This is a genomic window from Tychonema sp. LEGE 07196 (assembly GCF_963890365.1).
Taxonomy (GTDB): Bacteria; Cyanobacteriota; Cyanobacteriia; order Cyanobacteriales; family Microcoleaceae; genus Microcoleus.
Genome location: NZ_CAWPRX010000142.1, coordinates 24,584 through 41,004, shown reverse-complemented (window position 1 = coordinate 41,004; position 16,421 = coordinate 24,584). Strand labels below are relative to the sequence as shown.

Below are 16,421 nucleotides of genomic sequence, written 5' to 3'. Positions count from 1 at the left end.
AAGCTTGAGAAGAAATTTGTGCTTTACTAAAATCCAAAAGCAAGAGCATCAAGCATATACTTACCCTTCTCCCGTCCGACTTCTTGATATATATCCAAAAGTTCTTCATAGGCAGTCTCTCCTCCTATGATATTCCAAAACTCCTGTCCCATAATTATAGCTTGATCGAAAGGCGTGTACTTCCTTGCCACTGACCATTTATAATCAGAACGATTTGGGCCGTAAGGATTGTAAGCCATAGCATAGTAAGATTGAGCATCAGGGCGATACTCTCCACACAGTAAATGAAACCTCAGCAGTCGTTGAATTACCTCCAAGCATTGTCCTTTGTTGGGTTTTGACCCTTTAATTTCAAAGAAAAATTTTCTCCCGTCACGGGCAAGCACGTACAAATCTGCTTTGACCGATCGCCTAACTAAATGATTGTTTTTTTGAGCATCAAGAACAGCTTGGATCATTTCGTCAAAACTAGGTTTATTGGCATTTTTGTCTGCTGACTGCTCAAATAGCGCTATCTGACGCTCAATTTCATTGATAGCCTCAATGCTAACTTCGCCAGTAATTTCATAGCTTCTGTTTGCTTCTTGGTGATGTTCCAAAGCAATGAGTTTTGCACATTCTTCATAGGTTGTACCCAAACCGCTACTAAAACCTCTTTCAAATTCGTTAATTCGCAGCAACTCTGACGGCATAATAGCAGCCTGAAACGGTTTCAATTGACCTTTAGAGGACTTGCATGATAAATATGCTGCTGGAATATCAAGTTTTGGTATTAGCCGTCCTCTGTATTCATTGACAAGATTTTCGATAAAAACTTCTAAGTATGCTTTGATAATTGCGCGGGTAATTGAACTAATAGCTGGCATTATTTTACTGAAAATATTTGGTTGACTGTATTTGTGAACGAAAATTTGTTTTGATGAACGACAAAACCAAAAAAACCTGGTTTTTACTCGATCTGCGGGTAACAAGAAAGATTTTTGTAAAAAACCCGGTTTCTGACTACCTCTGCGTCCAAGACTATCTATCCAAACTTCGTCAAGAAACGGAAAGCATCCAGTACGTGACTCGCGCAAACGTAGGGCGAAGTATTGTAAAAACCTTGCCACGCCGCCGCCTTATCTTCATCGTACTTATCTGCTCTTTCCGAGTGTCTTCCCAGCCAATTCAGCCGCACCGCGTGACCCACTAATACATCTAAAACAATGTATTCTTCTACTTTCAATTCTGGGTTGCGCTGCGCGATCGCCGCCAACTCCATCAGCGCCTCAATATTGACTTGTCGGTATTCCGGCGCTACAATTTTGTTTAGCAAATGCTCGATTTGCAGCGCAAAATTCTTTTCGCCTGGGGTCATTTCCGCTAAAATAATATCGCTATCTAAGCGATTTCGACGCTCTAATTTATCGCCAATAATCAAGCCTTTGCAGTGCCGCAACAATCCCCAAACACTCGGATAAAAATCCTTCGGTACGCGGTTGACTGCACCCTCCATTTGCCGCTTGCGCCGCCATCCACCCGCAGGCATTTTTGGTTCCTCAAACACGGGCGCGACTACCCATTCAATATCTTTTTCCGGCTGTTTGACACGCAGTGATTCTTGCTGTTTGAGGATTTGATTCATTTCCTCATATTCTGCCAATACTTGGCGCAGGCGATTTTTAATTTCAAAGGGACTTAGCTGCATTAAATATTCGTAAGCTTCATTTTGCGTAACTCGCAATTCACGGGCTAATTCGCTAGTTAACAGCAAAATAAAGTAACTCACTCTCAAAGTCAGCAACCCTTTAAATAACTGCGGTTCGGCTTTAATTAGCAAGCCTAAGTAAATCAGAATTTCTTGAGTGAGAACTCTATCGCGAACGTCTTCTCCACAGAATTCGCGAATTTTGTCCATGATTTCCGTGTAAGAACCAGGCCGCGAAATCAGCGAATCTTCGCTGTAGGCTTTCCCCACAGCAATCTGTTTTTGCTTCACCAAAATGTCTGTTACCGCATCCGACAAGCTAATATCAACTTTGTCCAGCAATCCAGCAGCGTGACGGACAACGGCCCATTGAATTTTTGATTGCGAACTTTCTCCAGCTTTCGTATAAACTTCGTTGAGTAAATCCACAACTTCAACAGTTGCTTCCGCGCCGCCAAATCCTGTATCAAAGTTTAATCCTTTGAGGCGAATCAGCGTGTGCAGCAACTCAATTTGTTCGTACAAATTCTCTGAGTTTCGCAGGCTAGTGAGCAATAATTGAGGATTAGTTTCGCACTCTAATTTAAATTCTTGAGTGTGACCCAAAGGCCAAGTATTTTCGGGATTGTAACTCAGATAGGTGGGGGTTTCTACTGCACCTGTCACTGGAGATTCAGTAAATTCAAAATATTGAATAAAATCAATTCTCTCTGTGCCAGCAGTCAGCATTAACTGGTTAAGATTTCCGAGTTTGACCGGCGTATTTCCTGAGTTTCCGTCGCGGAGTTGCTTCATCAATTCCAGCAGTGCTTCGCGGCCGGTTTCGAGCATCGCGTGAGTCAGCATCAGCGTTACCGTGGGTCGTCCCAACTGATACCAGTGGCGGTGAATGTGAGCTATTTCGCTTTGAATTTTAGATACTAGAAAATGGTAGTCTAGAGTTAGGTAAAATTCTTCTCTGTCCAAGAATGAGGGAAGAAATACGATCGCCTCTCCGCGAATTTTGAACACCCGGGAAGTCGTCAAACTCCGCAAACGGCGCACGGGGCGGCCTGTTAAGCCTAGTGAATCGTTGCGTCCAATCTCCGCGTAAATAGCGGATAATTCTTTGGCTTGGCGGACTTGAATTGGTTCTACCTGTTTTGGAGTTTGCGCTGCAATACCGTTGGTGGCTAATTCTGCTTGCAAATCTTTGTCTTCAGCTAACAGGGCAATTTGCACTAAAGGTTCTCTGTGCCCGCCCACTGACAGGTGTCTTCCCAAGGGGTCAATATCGCCAACTGCGATTAATCCTTCGTTGAGTAATTGACCGAGAAAATACAAACTTTGCGCCCAAACTAGGGGAATATTTTCATTTGGTAGGCGCTGCTGGCTGCGGGGATTTAATTTTTCTGCTTCTATATTTTGGGCGGGGATGTAGTACAATTCTGGTAGAAGTGGCAAACCAGCGCGATCGACTGTTAGAGATTCCAGACGCTGCTGGTACTCTTCGACTTGGGCTTGATTTCCCTCAAATATCCCGTCCAAGAACAAATAAGTGAAAAATAGCGGCCACTCGCATTCTATATGCTCGAACTGCTTTAATTCTGTCGGTTCGTAATGCAGGCGATCGACATCTTCCAAAACTGTTTGGTGTCCGTCCCGCAGAAACCGCTTGCAGCCGTAATTGCCTTGCAATTTGTCGATTATTTTATTTCTAGTTCGTTCTACTAATTCTTTATCTTCCACAGCAAAAGCCGGAAAACTAATCGCGCTCAATAAAGCTGCATCTACTTCTTTTGAACTAGATTCGCGAGGTAAAAGCGATTCCAAAGTTACGCGACTTCTGGCAATTTCATCCGGCAAAACGTGAATCACTGATGTTTGAGAACCGTTAACTCCGAACAAATCCAATCCATTGATTGCTTCCAGCGCTGCTTTTGCCATGCCAACCGAACTAGCATTTAATTCTGCATTGCCGCGATTAACTTTATTGCCTCTTTCCCAAATTCCGTAATCGGGAGTGCGGTAAGCTCTACCAATGTAGTAGACTAAATTTTGCACAAAATTGACTTCATCGATTGTAAAAATTATATGCAATCCCGAAGCCGTCATTTGAGCAAGAATTAACAAAAATATAGATGTAGCATCTAACTGTAAATGTCCCCATTGGTCATCGCCAACAACAATACTACCAGTTTGAGTATTGTATTTAGCGTGCAGGGCATCTAGCGGCAACTGAGTATTTTTAAAACGTTCGACTTTGCTCGATTGCTGCATCATTGCAAACAGCAAGCCGCGCATCAATTTGACTGTGCTGTGTTCGAGTTCAAAGGTTCTACCGCGATCGCCGTCAATTTTGCGGTAAGCTAAACCCAAACCCCAAACTGCGAGAATGCTGTACACGTTATCCCGCACCCAAGCATCGGTGTAGTCGCCGTGAGCGTTAACGGCGGTACTCGCCGGAAGCAAGCCGGTAATTGGGTTCTGGCGCTTGAGGATGACGTTTTTGATTTGCTGGTAGTAATGATCTAACTTCGTTTGTCGCTCTTTTGTTGCGATCGCCATTTCGTTTTCCTTGGTTTTCCTGATGCGAGTTCAATTGCGGTGAATAGACTTTTAAATATATCAGAGATTCTATCACTGCTCCGATTCTGCAAACAACAAAACAAGGTGATTGTCATGTCCAGCCGCAACAACAACAATAATAACCGCGTTCCTTTTGTAAAAATTGTCTACTCTACAGTGAAGGTTAATGGTAAAATTGAACTCGTGCCGATGGAATGGTACGCTGACGGCTCTGTCAAGAAAATTGAACGTTAATGAGCGATCGCACTTAGCAGCCTAACTCTAATGGACTGGCGCGTCGCGTACAAAAAAACGGTTCCTGGGCCACGGAATGATGACTTACCAAAATCTTTGTGGCACAAACCGGATTTTTTTCGTTCAAAAGTAGTCTAGCATCGATCGCCAAACTAAGCTAATTTAAATAACTAGGTGTGTAGAAATCTCACAGAAAGAAATATGGATCGATCGCGCCCGCAATTTTCAGTGCTGGGACTACCAGTTCACATATTAGACGATTACGCAGGTTGGCTGATGCAGCGCCTGCATCAAGGGTTAGGAAGTCACGTCGTGACGCTAAATGCTGAAATGGCAATGCAAGCCGAGAAAAATCAGGCATTAGGCGATGTAATTCGCTCTGCAGAACTCGTGATTCCAGACGGTTCGGGAGTAGTGCTGTACTTGCGAATGCGGGGCAAACCGGCAAAGCGCTATCCGGGAATTGAACTAGCAGAATCGCTGCTGCAACAGGCGGGAAAATTGCCCGATTCCGAACCGATATTTTTCTTTGGAGGTGCCCCCGGAGTGACAGCGAAGGCGGCAGAAACTTGGCAGCAAAAAGTTAACGGCTTGTCAATTGCTTCTCAACACGGCTATCTGACGGCAGACGAAGAAAAAGACTTCCGTGAAAGCCTGAAAAAAATGCAGCCAAAACTGATTTTTGTCGGCTTGGGAGTGCCTCGCCAAGAGTTTTGGATTGCGGAAAACCGACACCTTTGTCCGCACTCTATTTGGGTAGGAGTTGGCGGCAGTTTCGATATTTGGGCGGGAACCAAAGACCGCGCGCCGGCTTGGTTTTGCGACAATCATTTAGAATGGTTGTACCGGCTTTATCAAGAACCTTGGCGCTGGCGTAGGATGTTGGCTTTGCCACAATTTGCATTGAAAGCTTTGGGGGATTTGCGAGGGTGAAAGTTTAATTAATAGAGTAACCGCAGATTAAAGGCAGATAGACGCAGATATTTTCTTGAACGAAAAAATTGGTTTGTAGTGCGGACTTTAGTCCGAAAAAGAGAGTTGTAGGGTGTGTCGCCCTCAGAAAATTCTAGCTAAATATCGACCATCTTAAAGCGACGCACCTTACAAACAAAGTTCGTGCAAACTAACTCAATAAAAAACGGTAAAATTTTGTAAAAATAGTATTAATATCATTTATAAAAACTCGTGATACAAAACAATTGTTGGGTTATTTTTTCTATCCCATGTGTAAGGTGCGTCGCTGTGAAATAGTCGATTGAATTGAGAAATTTTTCATGGCGACGCACCCTACGAATACTACGAACCTGTTTTACTGTTTTTGGCTAGACAATGTACGGAGAATCGATCGCCTTTGCGCGATTAATTGCCACCAACGTCTGGTAAATCAAAGCCGAAATCTCGGCGCGGGTAATGTCCCGCTGCGGTGACAGCCGATCGCGCGCCGGATAGTTTACTACAATCTTCAAAGCAGTTGCTGTGGCTGCGGCGCTTAAAGCAAAATTAGGAATTTGCGATCGATCGCTGTAAACTTTCAAAACATCGGGATTGCCGCCCTTAAGTTCCAAACCGTTAACCAAAGATACGATCGCCTCAGTCTTAGTCAAATTCTGATTCGGGCCAAACTTCAACCCCGGAAACCCAGACAAAAACCCCGCCCGATTCGCCCGTTCGATCGCACTTCTCGCCCAAAAACTAGCAGAAACATCAATAAAATTTGTCGCCAACCGCTTTGGAATAGGACTAAACGCACTCACCAAAAGCGCCGCATATTGAGCGCGATTTAAACAGTCATCAGGTTTAAAAGAACCGTCAGGAAAACCGCTAATTATATTCCCCGCAGCCAAAGCCTCAATAAAGTTCTCCGCCCAATGTCCAGAAATATCGCTAAACCTCGCACCGCCAATATTCGGATTGCCGCCGCCCTTTCTCACCGCAGCTTGCACCGCTTTTAAAGCATTCACTTTTCCGTAACCGAACCAATCGCTGCGGCGGCTGTTAGGATCGTAATTTCCCATCCGATTTCCCAACTGCGGATCGGGCTGGGAATCGACAATTTTGTCAGCAGTTTGTTCGAGAATTCCCCGCACTTCCCGCGCCGTCAAACGGGGGTTGGCAGAAAGCACTAAAGCTGCCACTCCAGCGACTACTGGAGTGGCGCTGGAAGTGCCGCCAAAGGTATTCGTGTAGTCCCCCTGATCGTAGCCGGCAACACCGACTCGATCGGCAGTAAACACCCCCAAACCGGGCAAATACTGCGTCACTTCCGGCGCAGTCGCAATAAATCCGGTTTCTGGCAGCCAAGTTCCCGGCGGCGCGTTGTTGCTGGGGGCGCACACCGAAATGCTATTGCCCCAATTGCTGTAGGCTGCTTTTTTGTTGAGGGAAGTGGAAGCAGACACCGCAATCACATCGGGGTGCACGGCAAATCCTGCCAGCCAATTAGTTCGATCGCCCAAAATGTTATTCGGCCAGCCTTTCTCATCTACAGTACCGTTGACAGGGCGGTTGGCATTGCCCGCAGCGAACAGAATCACGCAGCCTCTGCCGCCCCGCCCTTTGGTGGCGGCTTTGGTGATGACGGCACTCTGGCGCAGGGAAAGGGGATAGTAAACTGCCCCTGGGCCCCAACTGCAAGAGATGATGGCTGCGCCTTTTTCCACTGCCCAATTGAATATTTTTTCGATCGACTCGTCATCGAGAAAACCGCTAGTACGGATGGGCATCAGGGCGCATCCGGGGGCGACTCCGACAATGCCTTTGCCGTTTTCTTCTGCTGCGGCGACACCGGCGCAACTTGTGCCGTGGTTGTCCGATTCGGCAACGGGCATCGGGGAAGTGTCGCCGTCTTTGAAATCGATGGGTGAGACGATTTTGCCTTGGCCTTGAAAATCGGGATGTGTCAAGTCTACTGAATCATCGGCGATCGCAATTACGATCGATCGCGCGCCGCGAGTCATATCCCAAGCCGCTTCTGCATAAATTTGAGCGTCGCCGACAAGTTCGTTGCCGCCTCGGTTGTTGAGATACCACTGTTGGGGATAAAACGGATCGCGGGGTTTATAATGCTGCTGAGTTTCTACTAAAATATTGGGTTCAGCGATCAGAACTTCGGGATATCTTGTCAGGCGGTTGGCAATTTTGACCGGGTTTTCTGTTGCTTGTTTGTTGACTTCACAGACAAAGGTGTTGGGAATTCCTGAGACTGGCCGGACGATTGTTAAATTTGCTGCAAGGGCGATCGACTTTCGCGATAGTTCGTCTACTTGTTCGCCAAATTGAATAGTAATTTGGTCTGTCAAATAAAAGAATGTACTCGGATTGTTCGCCGGACAATAAACATGGCTGGCAAAAGCTACAGCATCGCTAGCCCGGGCTGCTTGCATTGCTGCATCTAGGTTTTCTGGCCCGACGAGATACTCTTCGAGATTACTTTGCCCGATGCGGCGGTTGAGTTTTGCCTTAGTTGTGGCAACCCAATTGTTTGAGGCTGATGCTATTAATGATGGGCGGACTGTAAAGCGATTGGGAACTTTTGACAGCAGCAATTCATCGCCGCCCCGCTGCAAAATCACTGCCAGACTTTCTTCGGGAACTCCAATACCTTGATAGTTTTGGAGAGTGTCGGAGGTTGGTTTGCTTGGTTGTACCATCAGAAATGTTCCTGTTTAATTTTGATGCAGAATAACGGGTGTTTGAAACCGCCTAGTCTCTTCAACCTGCGGAGGCAGGTTTTGTCTTTGTAGAAGCGGTTTCAACCGCCGTCTTATCTCTTATCTCAAATAAACACGCTAGGATTAACATTAAAGAATTCTCCCAGCGCCTTAGCTTGCGCCTTGCTAATCGCCCGTTTTCCATTAACTACCTCAGAGACTACTCCTTTGGAACCAATCACACCCACTAAATCGGCTTGTTTGAGTTCGCGAACTTCCATGAGATGCAATAGAACATCCTGGGGAGTCGCTTCTGGAATTGGGTAATATTTTGATTCGTATTCTTCGATCAACAGCCCCCAGAGACTCAGTAAAGTTTCTTCTTCTAGTGTTAATTCTTCCTTAGACATCAGAGAGCCTAATTCTGCAAGCGCAAGATCGTAATCTTCTTCGTTCAGGATTGGCTTAGGCTGTGATTTCGCCAGCAGTTGACCGTAAGCTGTTTTTTCAATTGTGATGCTCATTTCTCATTCCTTTGCTTGCTTACTTAGACAGGGTTCTCAAATAGAAGGTGGGTGTTTGTTTCTATGTATCATGCTTTTAACCATTAAAGTGATTTTTTAAATTTATTGAAGACATCAGATAGTCTGTAATAATTGCCGATGTATTTACTGGATGATCAACCTATTTTTTGCTTGACTTCATTTTCATCATTCCAGTTAATTTTGCTATATTCGGCATGGGTTAAAAATTTCTTAAAAAGTACATATCCGGTGCTATAGTTAATTTGTACAATTAATCTATACTGATTGCCTTTAATATTAAATATCGTATATCCACAGACTCGATCGACCGATTTAGAATACCCCTGTCGGATATCTTCTGGCGATTTCCAATCGTTGTCTTCCATGACCTTGCACCAGGCTGCGATCGCACTTGAGACCTCACCGTAGGGTTCGATCGCACTCAGAAGATTTCTTATGGACTTTAGTTTCATTCGGGTACCGTTTTTACACGACACCTCCATGTTCTCACAACGAGAACTTGCTGTCAAGTCTCTACTCTCATTTTTCCAAAAGAGCCTTTTGCCCGATCGCCCTCTTTGACATTTACACAAAATTGGTGTATACTTAGCCGGTTGCGATCGCCAATGGTAAGATCGGCTCAAGCTAAATATCTTTTTAAAGTGCGCTGGGCGCAAAGTAATTTCATGGTATATTCTGGAACTGTTTGCTGGCTTCGCTTCACTGCCCGGATGACGATCGGGGCGATCGCACTTTTGACCCTGTTGCAACCGCTCCAAGCCCAAGCACAACAACCTTCTCGGCCAGATAACCAACAGCAAGTCGATCCCGCCGACGACCCCACAGACCCCAACAACCTCCGCCCTCTGACCCAAGACAGCAGCCTGCTGAGCGTTGCCGGAGGTCAGCGCTTGATGACAGAAGCCAGCGGTGCTATTTCCAGTCAAAATTATACTGTCGCCGCTCAAAAGCTCCAAGAATCCCGCCAAATTTTCAATCAACTATCCAACTTCTACCAACAACTCAGCAGCAGTTTTGCTGGAATTGATGTCCGCTTGGCCGACAGCAACCGCACCAAAGCTGTGGAAACAGCCCAAATGCGCGACGAAGCTACCTACCGGCTGGCTTTGGTACACCGGGCGCAAAACAAGCCGGAACTGGCTGTCCCCCTACTGATTCAGATTATTCGATCGCAGCAGCCAACTCGCGACTTGGGCAAAAAAGCTTACCAGCAGCTACTAGAATTGGGTTTTGTGGATGCGCCCTATCCGCGGCCTGCTGCAAATCAACCGCGATCGTCTAACAAATAGTTCCACTAAAATACTCAATATAGCCCTTTATCACAAATACCAATGGTTACACCGTCTCAAGTAGCAGAAATGATTAAGGCAGAATTGCCCGACGCTAAGATACAAGTGGACGATTTGACCGGCGGCGGCGACCACTACCAGGCGAGAGTAGTCTCTGCCGCCTTTGAAGGCAAAAGTCGAGTAAAGCAGCACCAACTGGTTTACGGCGCTCTCAAACAGGCAATGGCTAGTGAAGCTATCCACGCTTTGGCCTTGGAAACCTTAACTCCTGCAGAATGGGCAGCGAAAAGTCCAGTGGCTTAATTGTTGAGCTGCTCTCTGAAAATCACAAGTTTGTGCTTGTGTCAAGAGTTGCTAGAGAAACAATTGGAAACCAAAGAAACCAGTTTTGTTAACCGGAATCTATGGTTTTAACGAGAAATTTTCTCCAAAAACCAGGTTTCTGCGCCCTGAGAAAAAACTGTCAACGTTTAAAAAAATTCAAACAATATTAGGAGCTACCATGACTACAGCACAGGAAAGAATTGACGGCTTGGTTAAGCAAAACAAAATCATGGTGTTTATGAAGGGCAATAAATTAATGCCCCAGTGCGGTTTTTCTAATACCGTGGTGCAAATTCTAAATACTTTGGGAGTGCCTTACGAAACTGTAGATGTGTTAGCAGACCAAGAAATTCGTCAAGGCGTTAAAGAGTATTCCAACTGGCCGACAATTCCCCAAGTTTATATCAACGGCGAGTTTCTTGGCGGCTCGGATATTATGATCGAGATGTATCAAAAGGGCGAATTGCAAGAAATTGTAGAAGTTGCTTTGGCTTCTTAACTCCAAGGAAGGGAATGTTTTGAGATTGCTTGGAACCCGAACAGCGCACGCAAGTGCAGGAGTTTTAAATTTTGAGTTAAAGACTTAAATAATTCTTAGTTCGGAACTCAAAACTTTCCTAAACTTCTAACTCATGTCATGTCCGGTCGATCGCTCTAAAATTAGTTCGTAGTGCGGACTTTAGTCCGCAAATTGGAGTGGGCTAAAGTCCGCACTACGAAGGAAGCGAACCGTTTTTGTGATTTAATTGACCGGACACGGCCTCACCCTACTCAATATCTACTTTGCAGCAACAGCTTGCAACTTCCTGATTTTCATACCATGTCCGATTAATTACCTGCTGTTTGTAGCAAGGACTTTAATCCTGATTGATTAAACTGCTCAAGAGAGAGCTAAAATCCTCAATACAAACCTAGCGAGTTGATTAAACCGAATTTGGGATTAATAGTAGTCTGCTTCAGTTTGTGTCTGTGTCTGTGGCATTTCAAAATTTGACGGATCGTGAATGTAACGCGCTGCTTCTTCCTCTAATCTGTGAATCAGATAGGGTTCCAGGCTGTTACAATGTCGCAGGGCTGCGAGGTAGCCATCTAAGTAAAGGCGCAACTCATCGAAACGATAACCTCTATTCCACATTTCGACGAGGGCGTCGGTGAGTTTTTGGTAGTGCCGGATTGTTTGGGTATCTTGTAGCATGGTGTGAGTTAGAAATCCTTTGTGGTGTATAATGACGGCGGGATTTAGGAATGGCCTCGATGGCTGGGCTTGTTGCTCAGAACAGAGGCAATTGCTAAATAAAAGTTTTTACCCTGCTCAACAGGCTACCCTCCATAAAAAATTTCACTCGCTGCAATGCAGTGGCTGGACTTTTTTGCGCGCACCTAAATAATTCGCTGCGCGTTTAGTAGAGTCGGGATGTTGGTGAATTTGACGATCGTACTGGGTGAGTGTTCCGGCTACCGAGCGAACGGTTGGAGGAATTTTAGTTTCTGTTGCGCGATTTGTCAACCTCCTAGCACTAGGGGCCCTGTCGCGGGGTTCGGTAAAAGCAGGTGGTTGGGGCATAGGGTCGATCGGCTGTAGGCTGTCTTATTTTTATTGTAAACTCACCGCCAGAATGATTTAACCTTTCTGCGGGCTGACGATCCCAACTTGACAAAATCTTTAAAATTCATACTATCGGTTTGTTCCCCTCTATAAATAGAGCTAAGGCTTGAGTAGCGATGGTTACAAAACCTTGACAAAAGCTCTGTTAACCTGGTAGCCATTAGTGATAAGGGAAGCTCGCCGCTGTGGGATCTGTAAGTATTTCGATTGTTGAAGGAAATCCGCACCTGCGATCGCTCTTGGGCTGGCATTTACAGCAAGTCGGTCACTGGGTGCACCAGTCGGCGGATATCAGTCACGCTAGGGAAATATTTTTCAGCCGTCAGCCAACCCTAGTCATTCTGGATGCCCAATTGCCCGATGGGGACGGTTTAGAATTTTGTCGCTGGCTGGGGAAGCAGCAGCAATCGCTGATTTTGATGCTGTCGGCGCGGAATACGGAAGCGGATATTGTGGAAGGTTTGAAGTCGGGGGCTGACGATTACCTGACTAAACCGTTTGGGATGCAAGAGTTTATGGCCAGAGTGGAGGCTCTGATGCGCCGCAACCGCACGATGATACCGCCGGCGATGCTGGAATGCGGGCTGCTAAAAATTGATTTGGTGCAGCGCCGAGTCAGATTGTACGAGGAAAACATCGAGCTGACTCCTCAAGAATTCAGCCTGCTGTACGTGCTGGCTCAAGCTGGCGGAGTGCCGCTGTCGCGATCGGATTTGTTGCGCCGGGCCTGGCCTGATGCTATTGACAACCCCCGGACGATCGACACTCACGTACTCTCTTTGCGTAAAAAAATCGAAATCGACCCGCGACAACCGAGCCTAATTCAAACTGTGCGAAATGTCGGCTACCGGCTAAATCTGGAGTTTTTGAAGACAAATCAATCGCATTCACCAGCGCCCGGAGCGATGATTTCTGAGACTATTGTCAGCCGATAAATCTGATTTTAGGTTAGGAATTGATTGGCGATCGCATCTGTTTTCGCCGCCATGATAAAATCATTGCGGTGCAATCCAGAAATCGCGTGAGTCCACCAAGTAACGGTAACTTTCCCCCACTCGGTTAACAGCGCCGGGTGATGTCCTTCAGTTTCTGCGGCTTCGGCGATGCTGTTTGTAAAGGCAATCGCACTTTTGAAATCCGGGAATTTGTAGGTGCGTTCTAACTGGGGAACGCCATTTTTTTCGATAAAATTCCAGTCGGGAATTTGATGTTTGAGTTGGACAATTTCGTAAGCTGTGACGCGGGGAGAGTTTCGGCGGCAGGCTGCACAGCTTTCTTTTGCTAAAGATTCCATAAATTGCTGTTTAGCGAAAATATGCTAAAAGATAGTGTCAGTGTATTAAGTTGGATAGCCAGACAATACTATTATAATCTGGGCGGAATTAGACCGCTATCTTATTTGTATTGTAGATATTGATGAAATTACACCCAGATTATATTAAAACAATTATCCGAGCGCTCAACCGATCGCCTTTTTAATCAAATCCAACTTACCCTTATAGGGAGCATACCGCCATTTCAAATCCAGCCAAAAAGACTTTTGCAGCACGCTTTTGTAATGCGAAAAAGTATCAAAACTTGCTTTCCCGTGATAACTTCCAATCCCGCTGTCGCCAACTCCCCCAAAAGGCAAAGTTGTCACTCCCACTTGCATTACCGTGTCGTTGATACAAAGTCCACCTGATGAAGTTTCGCGCAAAACTCGCTGTTGTTTCTCTTTATCCTTCGAGAACAAATACAAAGCTAACGGTTTGGGGCGGGCGTTGATTTGGGCGATCGCCTCCCCGAAATCATCATACTCCAAAACGGGCAAAATTGGCCCAAAAATCTCATCTTGCATCACCGGCGAATCCCAAGAAACCTTGTCAATTACCGTAGGCGAAATATATCTATCTTCGGCGTTACTTTGGCCGCCCGCGACAATTTCCCCATCTTTAATAAACTCTACCAAACGTTTTAAATGATGCTGATTGATAATTCGCGAATAGTCCGGGCTTTGCTGAGGATCTTCGCCGTAAAATTCGTGAAGTGCTGTTTTAATTGCTGACATCAAATCCGGTTTAATTTTTTTGTCAACTAACAGGTAATCTGGAGCGATACAAGTTTGACCGGCATTGATGAATTTGCCCCATGCAATGCGTTTTGCGGTGTATTCAATCTGAATATCTGAGTCTACAATGCAAGGACTTTTGCCGCCCAATTCTAATGTTACAGGTGTCAAGTGTTTGGCCGCAGCTTCCATGACTATTTTACCTATTTTTGTACCTCCGGTAAAGAAGATGTGATCGAATTTTTCTGCTAGCAATTGTGTGCTGATTTCCACGCCTCCTTCGACGGCTGCTACGTAGGCGGGATCGAAGGTTTTTGAAATCATATCCGCGACAACTTCGGAGGTGTGCGAGGCGATTTCTGAAGGTTTGAGGATGGCGCAGTTGCCGGCGGCGATCGCCCCGACTAAAGGTGATATCATGAGCTGAAACGGGTAATTCCAAGGCCCGACGATCAAAACTACGCCTAAAGGTTCTGGGTAAATGCGGGCTGATGCGGGGAATTGGTCGATCGAAGTTGGCACTTTTTTCGGTTTTACCCAAGATTTCAGGTTTTTGATGGCATAATTAACTTCGGCGATCGATGCAATTTCAAAATAAGCCTCAAACTCCGGTCGATTCAAGTCTGCCTTGACAGCAGCGACTATTCGTGATTGATTGAGTTCGATCGCACTTTTGAGATGTTTGAGTTGTTCGATCCGAAAATCCACATCTTTAGTTTTTCCAGTCGCAAAAAATTGTCGCTGCTGGCGGATAATATCGCTGACACTCAATAGCATATTTTCTCCTGTATCTATATATATAAATGTTACAATAAAAAAATGAAAATATCAAAAAGCCATTTTTTATCTTCCTGTTTATCATTACTTTGCTTGTTTGCAGTCACAAGCTGCAATTCTAGTTCTCAAAAACAAATTGTAATTTGCTCGAAAGACTTTACAGAACAAGTCATCCTAGCAGAAATTTTAGCTATTCACATCGAAACCAAAACAGATATCAAAGTAGAACGCAAACTCAACCTCGGAGGCTCGCTTTGCCATCAATCCCTAGCAACGGGTAAAATCGACTTGTACGTCGAATATACTGGTACGGCTTTTACCAACATTCTCAAACAAAAGCCAATTTCTGACTCCCAAAAAGTCCTCGATTACCTCAAACAAGAATATCCCAAACAGTTTCAAGCAGAATTGACTGAACCGCTGGGATTTAATAACAGTTTTGCGATTATTATGCGGGGAGACGATGCCAAAAAACTCAACTTGCAAACTCTCTCGCAATTAGGAAAAGCTGCACCAAAATTGCGCGCGGGTTTCGGCCCGGAATTCAAAGAGAGAGAAGATGGATTTCCCGGATTAGCTAAAACTTACGGGATTAAATTTGCCGAAGAACCGAAGGAGTTGCTGTTAGGATTGCTTTATCAAGCGCTGCAACAAAAAGAAGTAGATGTGATTGCCGGTAATACGACGGATGGTTTGATTCAAAGTTTGGCTTTAGTAGTCCTGAAAGATGACAAAAACTATTTTCCACCCTACGAAGCTGTTCCGATTGTGCGATCGCAAATTTTGGAAAAATACCCAGAATTGCGTCCAGTGCTAGCAGAGTTGGGCGGCAAAATCTCGGAGGAAGATATGCGGAAACTCAACTATCAAGTTGATGGAAAACAGGAGGATGCCGCCCAAGTGGCGCGGCAGTTTTTGCAGCAAAAGTTGGGCGAATCAAAGCCTGCGACTCCCGCGAAATAAAGGGTTTCATTCTTCTGTCTGTTTGCTGGAGAGTATTGTGATTAGGTATACTATGAGTTAGACTCATATAAATAAATGAAGGTATAAAGCTATGACAACTGTCAAAACTGCTATCTCATTGCCCGCATCTCTATTTGAACAAGCCGAAACATTAGCTGGCGAAATGCAAATTTCGCAGAGTTTTTTGATCGAAATAGCGCTTGAAGAATTTATCCGCCGCCGCGAAAATCAACAACTGTTAGAAAAAATTAATGCTGCTTGCGAAGCACCTCTTTCTGAAGAAGAACAAGTTTTGCTTCGCAAGATGAGTCGATCTCATCGCAGGCTGGTGGAAGGGGAATGGTAATAAATCAAGGTGATATTTTTTGGATTGAACTTGATGAGCCTTCAGGTTCAGAACCCGGTTATGTCCATCCCCATGTAATCATTCAAAACAATTTATTCAATCGTTCCCGCATTAATACGGTTGTTGTTTGTGTGCTTACTTCAAATCTCAGACGGGCGAATTCACCAGGAAATGTCCTGTTAGAAGCAGGAGAAGCTGATTTACCAGAAAAGAGTGTTGTTAACGTATCGCAGATTTTGACTATCAGTAAATCTCAGTTAGGTGAGAAAATTGGCACACTCTCTGCCGAGCGAATTCGTCAAATTCTTGATGGAATTAGACTGGTATTTGAACCTCATGAACCTGAGTAACACTTTTCTTAGCCTTTGAAAATTCATGAGGT

18 protein-coding genes are annotated in these 16,421 nt (G+C 45.1%); 9 read left to right on the top strand and 9 right to left on the bottom strand.

All coding sequences use genetic code 11. The features are described 5' to 3' along the window. Positions 1 to 26 precede the first annotated feature (26 nt). Together AACV78_RS16175 and AACV78_RS16170 are read right to left on the bottom strand one after the other, a co-directional pair. Positions 27 to 866 carry a TdeIII family type II restriction endonuclease gene (locus tag AACV78_RS16175; protein WP_194010491.1) on the bottom strand — a complete coding sequence of 280 codons (840 nt, stop codon included), beginning with the start codon at positions 864 to 866 and terminating at the stop codon, positions 27 to 29. A gap of 158 nt (positions 867 to 1,024) precedes the next feature. Next, positions 1,025 to 4,234, bottom strand: coding sequence for a glycoside hydrolase family 15 protein (locus AACV78_RS16170; RefSeq protein ID WP_194010490.1), 3,210 nt, complete (start codon positions 4,232 to 4,234; stop codon positions 1,025 to 1,027). A 114-nt stretch (positions 4,235 to 4,348) separates the two neighbouring features. Between AACV78_RS16170 and AACV78_RS16165 the strand changes: the two genes are divergently transcribed. After that, positions 4,349 to 4,489: a hypothetical protein gene (locus AACV78_RS16165; protein WP_194010489.1), complete on the top strand. Its 141-nt coding sequence runs from the start codon at positions 4,349 to 4,351 to the stop codon at positions 4,487 to 4,489. Between the two features lie 201 nt (positions 4,490 to 4,690). Then, positions 4,691 to 5,422 (top strand): WecB/TagA/CpsF family glycosyltransferase, encoded by a 732-nt coding sequence (locus AACV78_RS16160; RefSeq protein WP_194010488.1) that lies wholly within the window; start codon positions 4,691 to 4,693, stop codon positions 5,420 to 5,422. A 389-nt stretch (positions 5,423 to 5,811) separates the two neighbouring features. Here the strand turns inward: AACV78_RS16160 and AACV78_RS16155 are convergent, their stop codons facing one another. The 3 genes from AACV78_RS16155 to AACV78_RS16145 form a co-directional block, all read right to left on the bottom strand. Further along, the gene (locus tag AACV78_RS16155; protein ID WP_194010487.1) at positions 5,812 to 8,139 is read right to left on the bottom strand and encodes a S8 family serine peptidase; all 2,328 of its coding nucleotides are present in this window, start codon (positions 8,137 to 8,139) and stop codon (positions 5,812 to 5,814) included. 125 nt (positions 8,140 to 8,264) lie between these two features. Further along, positions 8,265 to 8,663 carry a helix-turn-helix domain-containing protein gene (locus AACV78_RS16150; RefSeq protein ID WP_194010486.1) on the bottom strand — a complete coding sequence of 133 codons (399 nt, stop codon included), beginning with the start codon at positions 8,661 to 8,663 and terminating at the stop codon, positions 8,265 to 8,267. 155 nt (positions 8,664 to 8,818) lie between these two features. Further along, a complete protein-coding gene (locus tag AACV78_RS16145) occupies positions 8,819 to 9,136 on the bottom strand; it encodes a type II toxin-antitoxin system HigB family toxin (protein ID WP_194010485.1) in 318 nt (105 codons plus the stop codon). Positions 9,137 to 9,349: 213 nt separating this feature from the next. On the opposite strand from AACV78_RS16145, the gene AACV78_RS16140 reads away from it, so the two are divergent. The 3 genes from AACV78_RS16140 (at position 9,350) to grxD (ending at position 10,796) form a co-directional block, all read left to right on the top strand. Then, positions 9,350 to 9,973, top strand: a complete 624-nt coding sequence (locus tag AACV78_RS16140) for a hypothetical protein (protein WP_194010484.1) — start codon at positions 9,350 to 9,352, stop codon at positions 9,971 to 9,973. 42 nt (positions 9,974 to 10,015) lie between these two features. Further along, positions 10,016 to 10,276: a BolA family protein gene (locus AACV78_RS16135; protein WP_194010483.1), complete on the top strand. Its 261-nt coding sequence runs from the start codon at positions 10,016 to 10,018 to the stop codon at positions 10,274 to 10,276. A 199-nt stretch (positions 10,277 to 10,475) separates the two neighbouring features. Beyond that, a complete protein-coding gene (grxD, locus tag AACV78_RS16130; protein ID WP_194010482.1) occupies positions 10,476 to 10,796 on the top strand; it encodes a Grx4 family monothiol glutaredoxin in 321 nt (106 codons plus the stop codon). 441 nt (positions 10,797 to 11,237) lie between these two features. Here the strand turns inward: grxD and AACV78_RS16125 are convergent, their stop codons facing one another. Beyond that, a complete protein-coding gene (locus tag AACV78_RS16125; RefSeq protein ID WP_194010481.1) occupies positions 11,238 to 11,492 on the bottom strand; it encodes a DUF6761 family protein in 255 nt (84 codons plus the stop codon). 144 nt (positions 11,493 to 11,636) lie between these two features. Beyond that, on the bottom strand, positions 11,637 to 11,861 hold the full coding sequence (locus tag AACV78_RS16120; protein ID WP_228042289.1) for a hypothetical protein: 225 nt from the start codon (positions 11,859 to 11,861) through the stop codon (positions 11,637 to 11,639). Between the two features lie 227 nt (positions 11,862 to 12,088). Here AACV78_RS16120 and AACV78_RS16115 point away from each other — a divergent pair, with 227 nt between their 5' ends. Beyond that, positions 12,089 to 12,838, top strand: a complete 750-nt coding sequence (locus AACV78_RS16115; protein WP_194010480.1) for a winged helix-turn-helix domain-containing protein — start codon at positions 12,089 to 12,091, stop codon at positions 12,836 to 12,838. Positions 12,839 to 12,846: 8 nt separating this feature from the next. On the opposite strand, the gene AACV78_RS16110 is transcribed toward AACV78_RS16115, so the two are convergent. Together AACV78_RS16110 and AACV78_RS16105 are read right to left on the bottom strand one after the other, a co-directional pair. Next, entirely contained in the window at positions 12,847 to 13,197 is a 351-nt protein-coding gene (locus AACV78_RS16110; RefSeq protein WP_194010479.1) for a 4a-hydroxytetrahydrobiopterin dehydratase, read from the bottom strand. A gap of 165 nt (positions 13,198 to 13,362) precedes the next feature. Then, a complete protein-coding gene (locus tag AACV78_RS16105; RefSeq protein ID WP_194010478.1) occupies positions 13,363 to 14,730 on the bottom strand; it encodes an aldehyde dehydrogenase in 1,368 nt (455 codons plus the stop codon). Positions 14,731 to 14,772: 42 nt separating this feature from the next. On the opposite strand from AACV78_RS16105, the gene AACV78_RS16100 reads away from it, so the two are divergent. The 3 genes from AACV78_RS16100 to AACV78_RS16090 all read left to right on the top strand — a co-directional run bounded on the left by AACV78_RS16100 (position 14,773) and on the right by AACV78_RS16090 (position 16,389). Then, the gene (locus tag AACV78_RS16100; RefSeq protein WP_194010477.1) at positions 14,773 to 15,693 is read left to right on the top strand and encodes a glycine betaine ABC transporter substrate-binding protein; all 921 of its coding nucleotides are present in this window, start codon (positions 14,773 to 14,775) and stop codon (positions 15,691 to 15,693) included. A 91-nt stretch (positions 15,694 to 15,784) separates the two neighbouring features. After that, positions 15,785 to 16,039 (top strand): hypothetical protein, encoded by a 255-nt coding sequence (locus AACV78_RS16095; protein WP_190657718.1) that lies wholly within the window; start codon positions 15,785 to 15,787, stop codon positions 16,037 to 16,039. Further along, the gene (locus AACV78_RS16090) at positions 16,033 to 16,389 is read left to right on the top strand and encodes a type II toxin-antitoxin system PemK/MazF family toxin (protein WP_194010476.1); all 357 of its coding nucleotides are present in this window, start codon (positions 16,033 to 16,035) and stop codon (positions 16,387 to 16,389) included. Before AACV78_RS16095 ends, AACV78_RS16090 begins: the two co-directional genes overlap by 7 nt. The last annotated feature ends 32 nt before the right edge of the window (positions 16,390 to 16,421 follow it).

Bases quoted from the DNA above. Each gene is read 5' to 3' on its own strand.
- AACV78_RS16090 (WP_194010476.1), top strand. From the start codon at position 16,033: ATGGTAATAAATCAAGGTGATATTTTTTGGATTGAACTTGATGAGCCT.
- AACV78_RS16165 (WP_194010489.1), top strand. From the start codon at position 4,349: ATGTCCAGCCGCAACAACAACAATAATAACCGCGTTCCTTTTGTAAAA.
- AACV78_RS16135 (WP_194010483.1), top strand. From the start codon at position 10,016: ATGGTTACACCGTCTCAAGTAGCAGAAATGATTAAGGCAGAATTGCCC.
- grxD (WP_194010482.1), top strand. From the start codon at position 10,476: ATGACTACAGCACAGGAAAGAATTGACGGCTTGGTTAAGCAAAACAAA.
- AACV78_RS16145 (WP_194010485.1), bottom strand. From the start codon at position 9,136: ATGAAACTAAAGTCCATAAGAAATCTTCTGAGTGCGATCGAACCCTAC.
- AACV78_RS16175 (WP_194010491.1), bottom strand. From the start codon at position 866: ATGCCAGCTATTAGTTCAATTACCCGCGCAATTATCAAAGCATACTTA.
- AACV78_RS16160 (WP_194010488.1), top strand. From the start codon at position 4,691: ATGGATCGATCGCGCCCGCAATTTTCAGTGCTGGGACTACCAGTTCAC.
- AACV78_RS16095 (WP_190657718.1), top strand. From the start codon at position 15,785: ATGACAACTGTCAAAACTGCTATCTCATTGCCCGCATCTCTATTTGAA.
- AACV78_RS16150 (WP_194010486.1), bottom strand. From the start codon at position 8,663: ATGAGCATCACAATTGAAAAAACAGCTTACGGTCAACTGCTGGCGAAA.
- AACV78_RS16100 (WP_194010477.1), top strand. From the start codon at position 14,773: ATGAAAATATCAAAAAGCCATTTTTTATCTTCCTGTTTATCATTACTT.
- AACV78_RS16110 (WP_194010479.1), bottom strand. From the start codon at position 13,197: ATGGAATCTTTAGCAAAAGAAAGCTGTGCAGCCTGCCGCCGAAACTCT.
- AACV78_RS16105 (WP_194010478.1), bottom strand. From the start codon at position 14,730: ATGCTATTGAGTGTCAGCGATATTATCCGCCAGCAGCGACAATTTTTT.
- AACV78_RS16125 (WP_194010481.1), bottom strand. From the start codon at position 11,492: ATGCTACAAGATACCCAAACAATCCGGCACTACCAAAAACTCACCGAC.
- AACV78_RS16140 (WP_194010484.1), top strand. From the start codon at position 9,350: ATGGTATATTCTGGAACTGTTTGCTGGCTTCGCTTCACTGCCCGGATG.
- AACV78_RS16120 (WP_228042289.1), bottom strand. From the start codon at position 11,861: ATGCCCCAACCACCTGCTTTTACCGAACCCCGCGACAGGGCCCCTAGT.
- AACV78_RS16170 (WP_194010490.1), bottom strand. From the start codon at position 4,234: ATGGCGATCGCAACAAAAGAGCGACAAACGAAGTTAGATCATTACTAC.
- AACV78_RS16155 (WP_194010487.1), bottom strand. From the start codon at position 8,139: ATGGTACAACCAAGCAAACCAACCTCCGACACTCTCCAAAACTATCAA.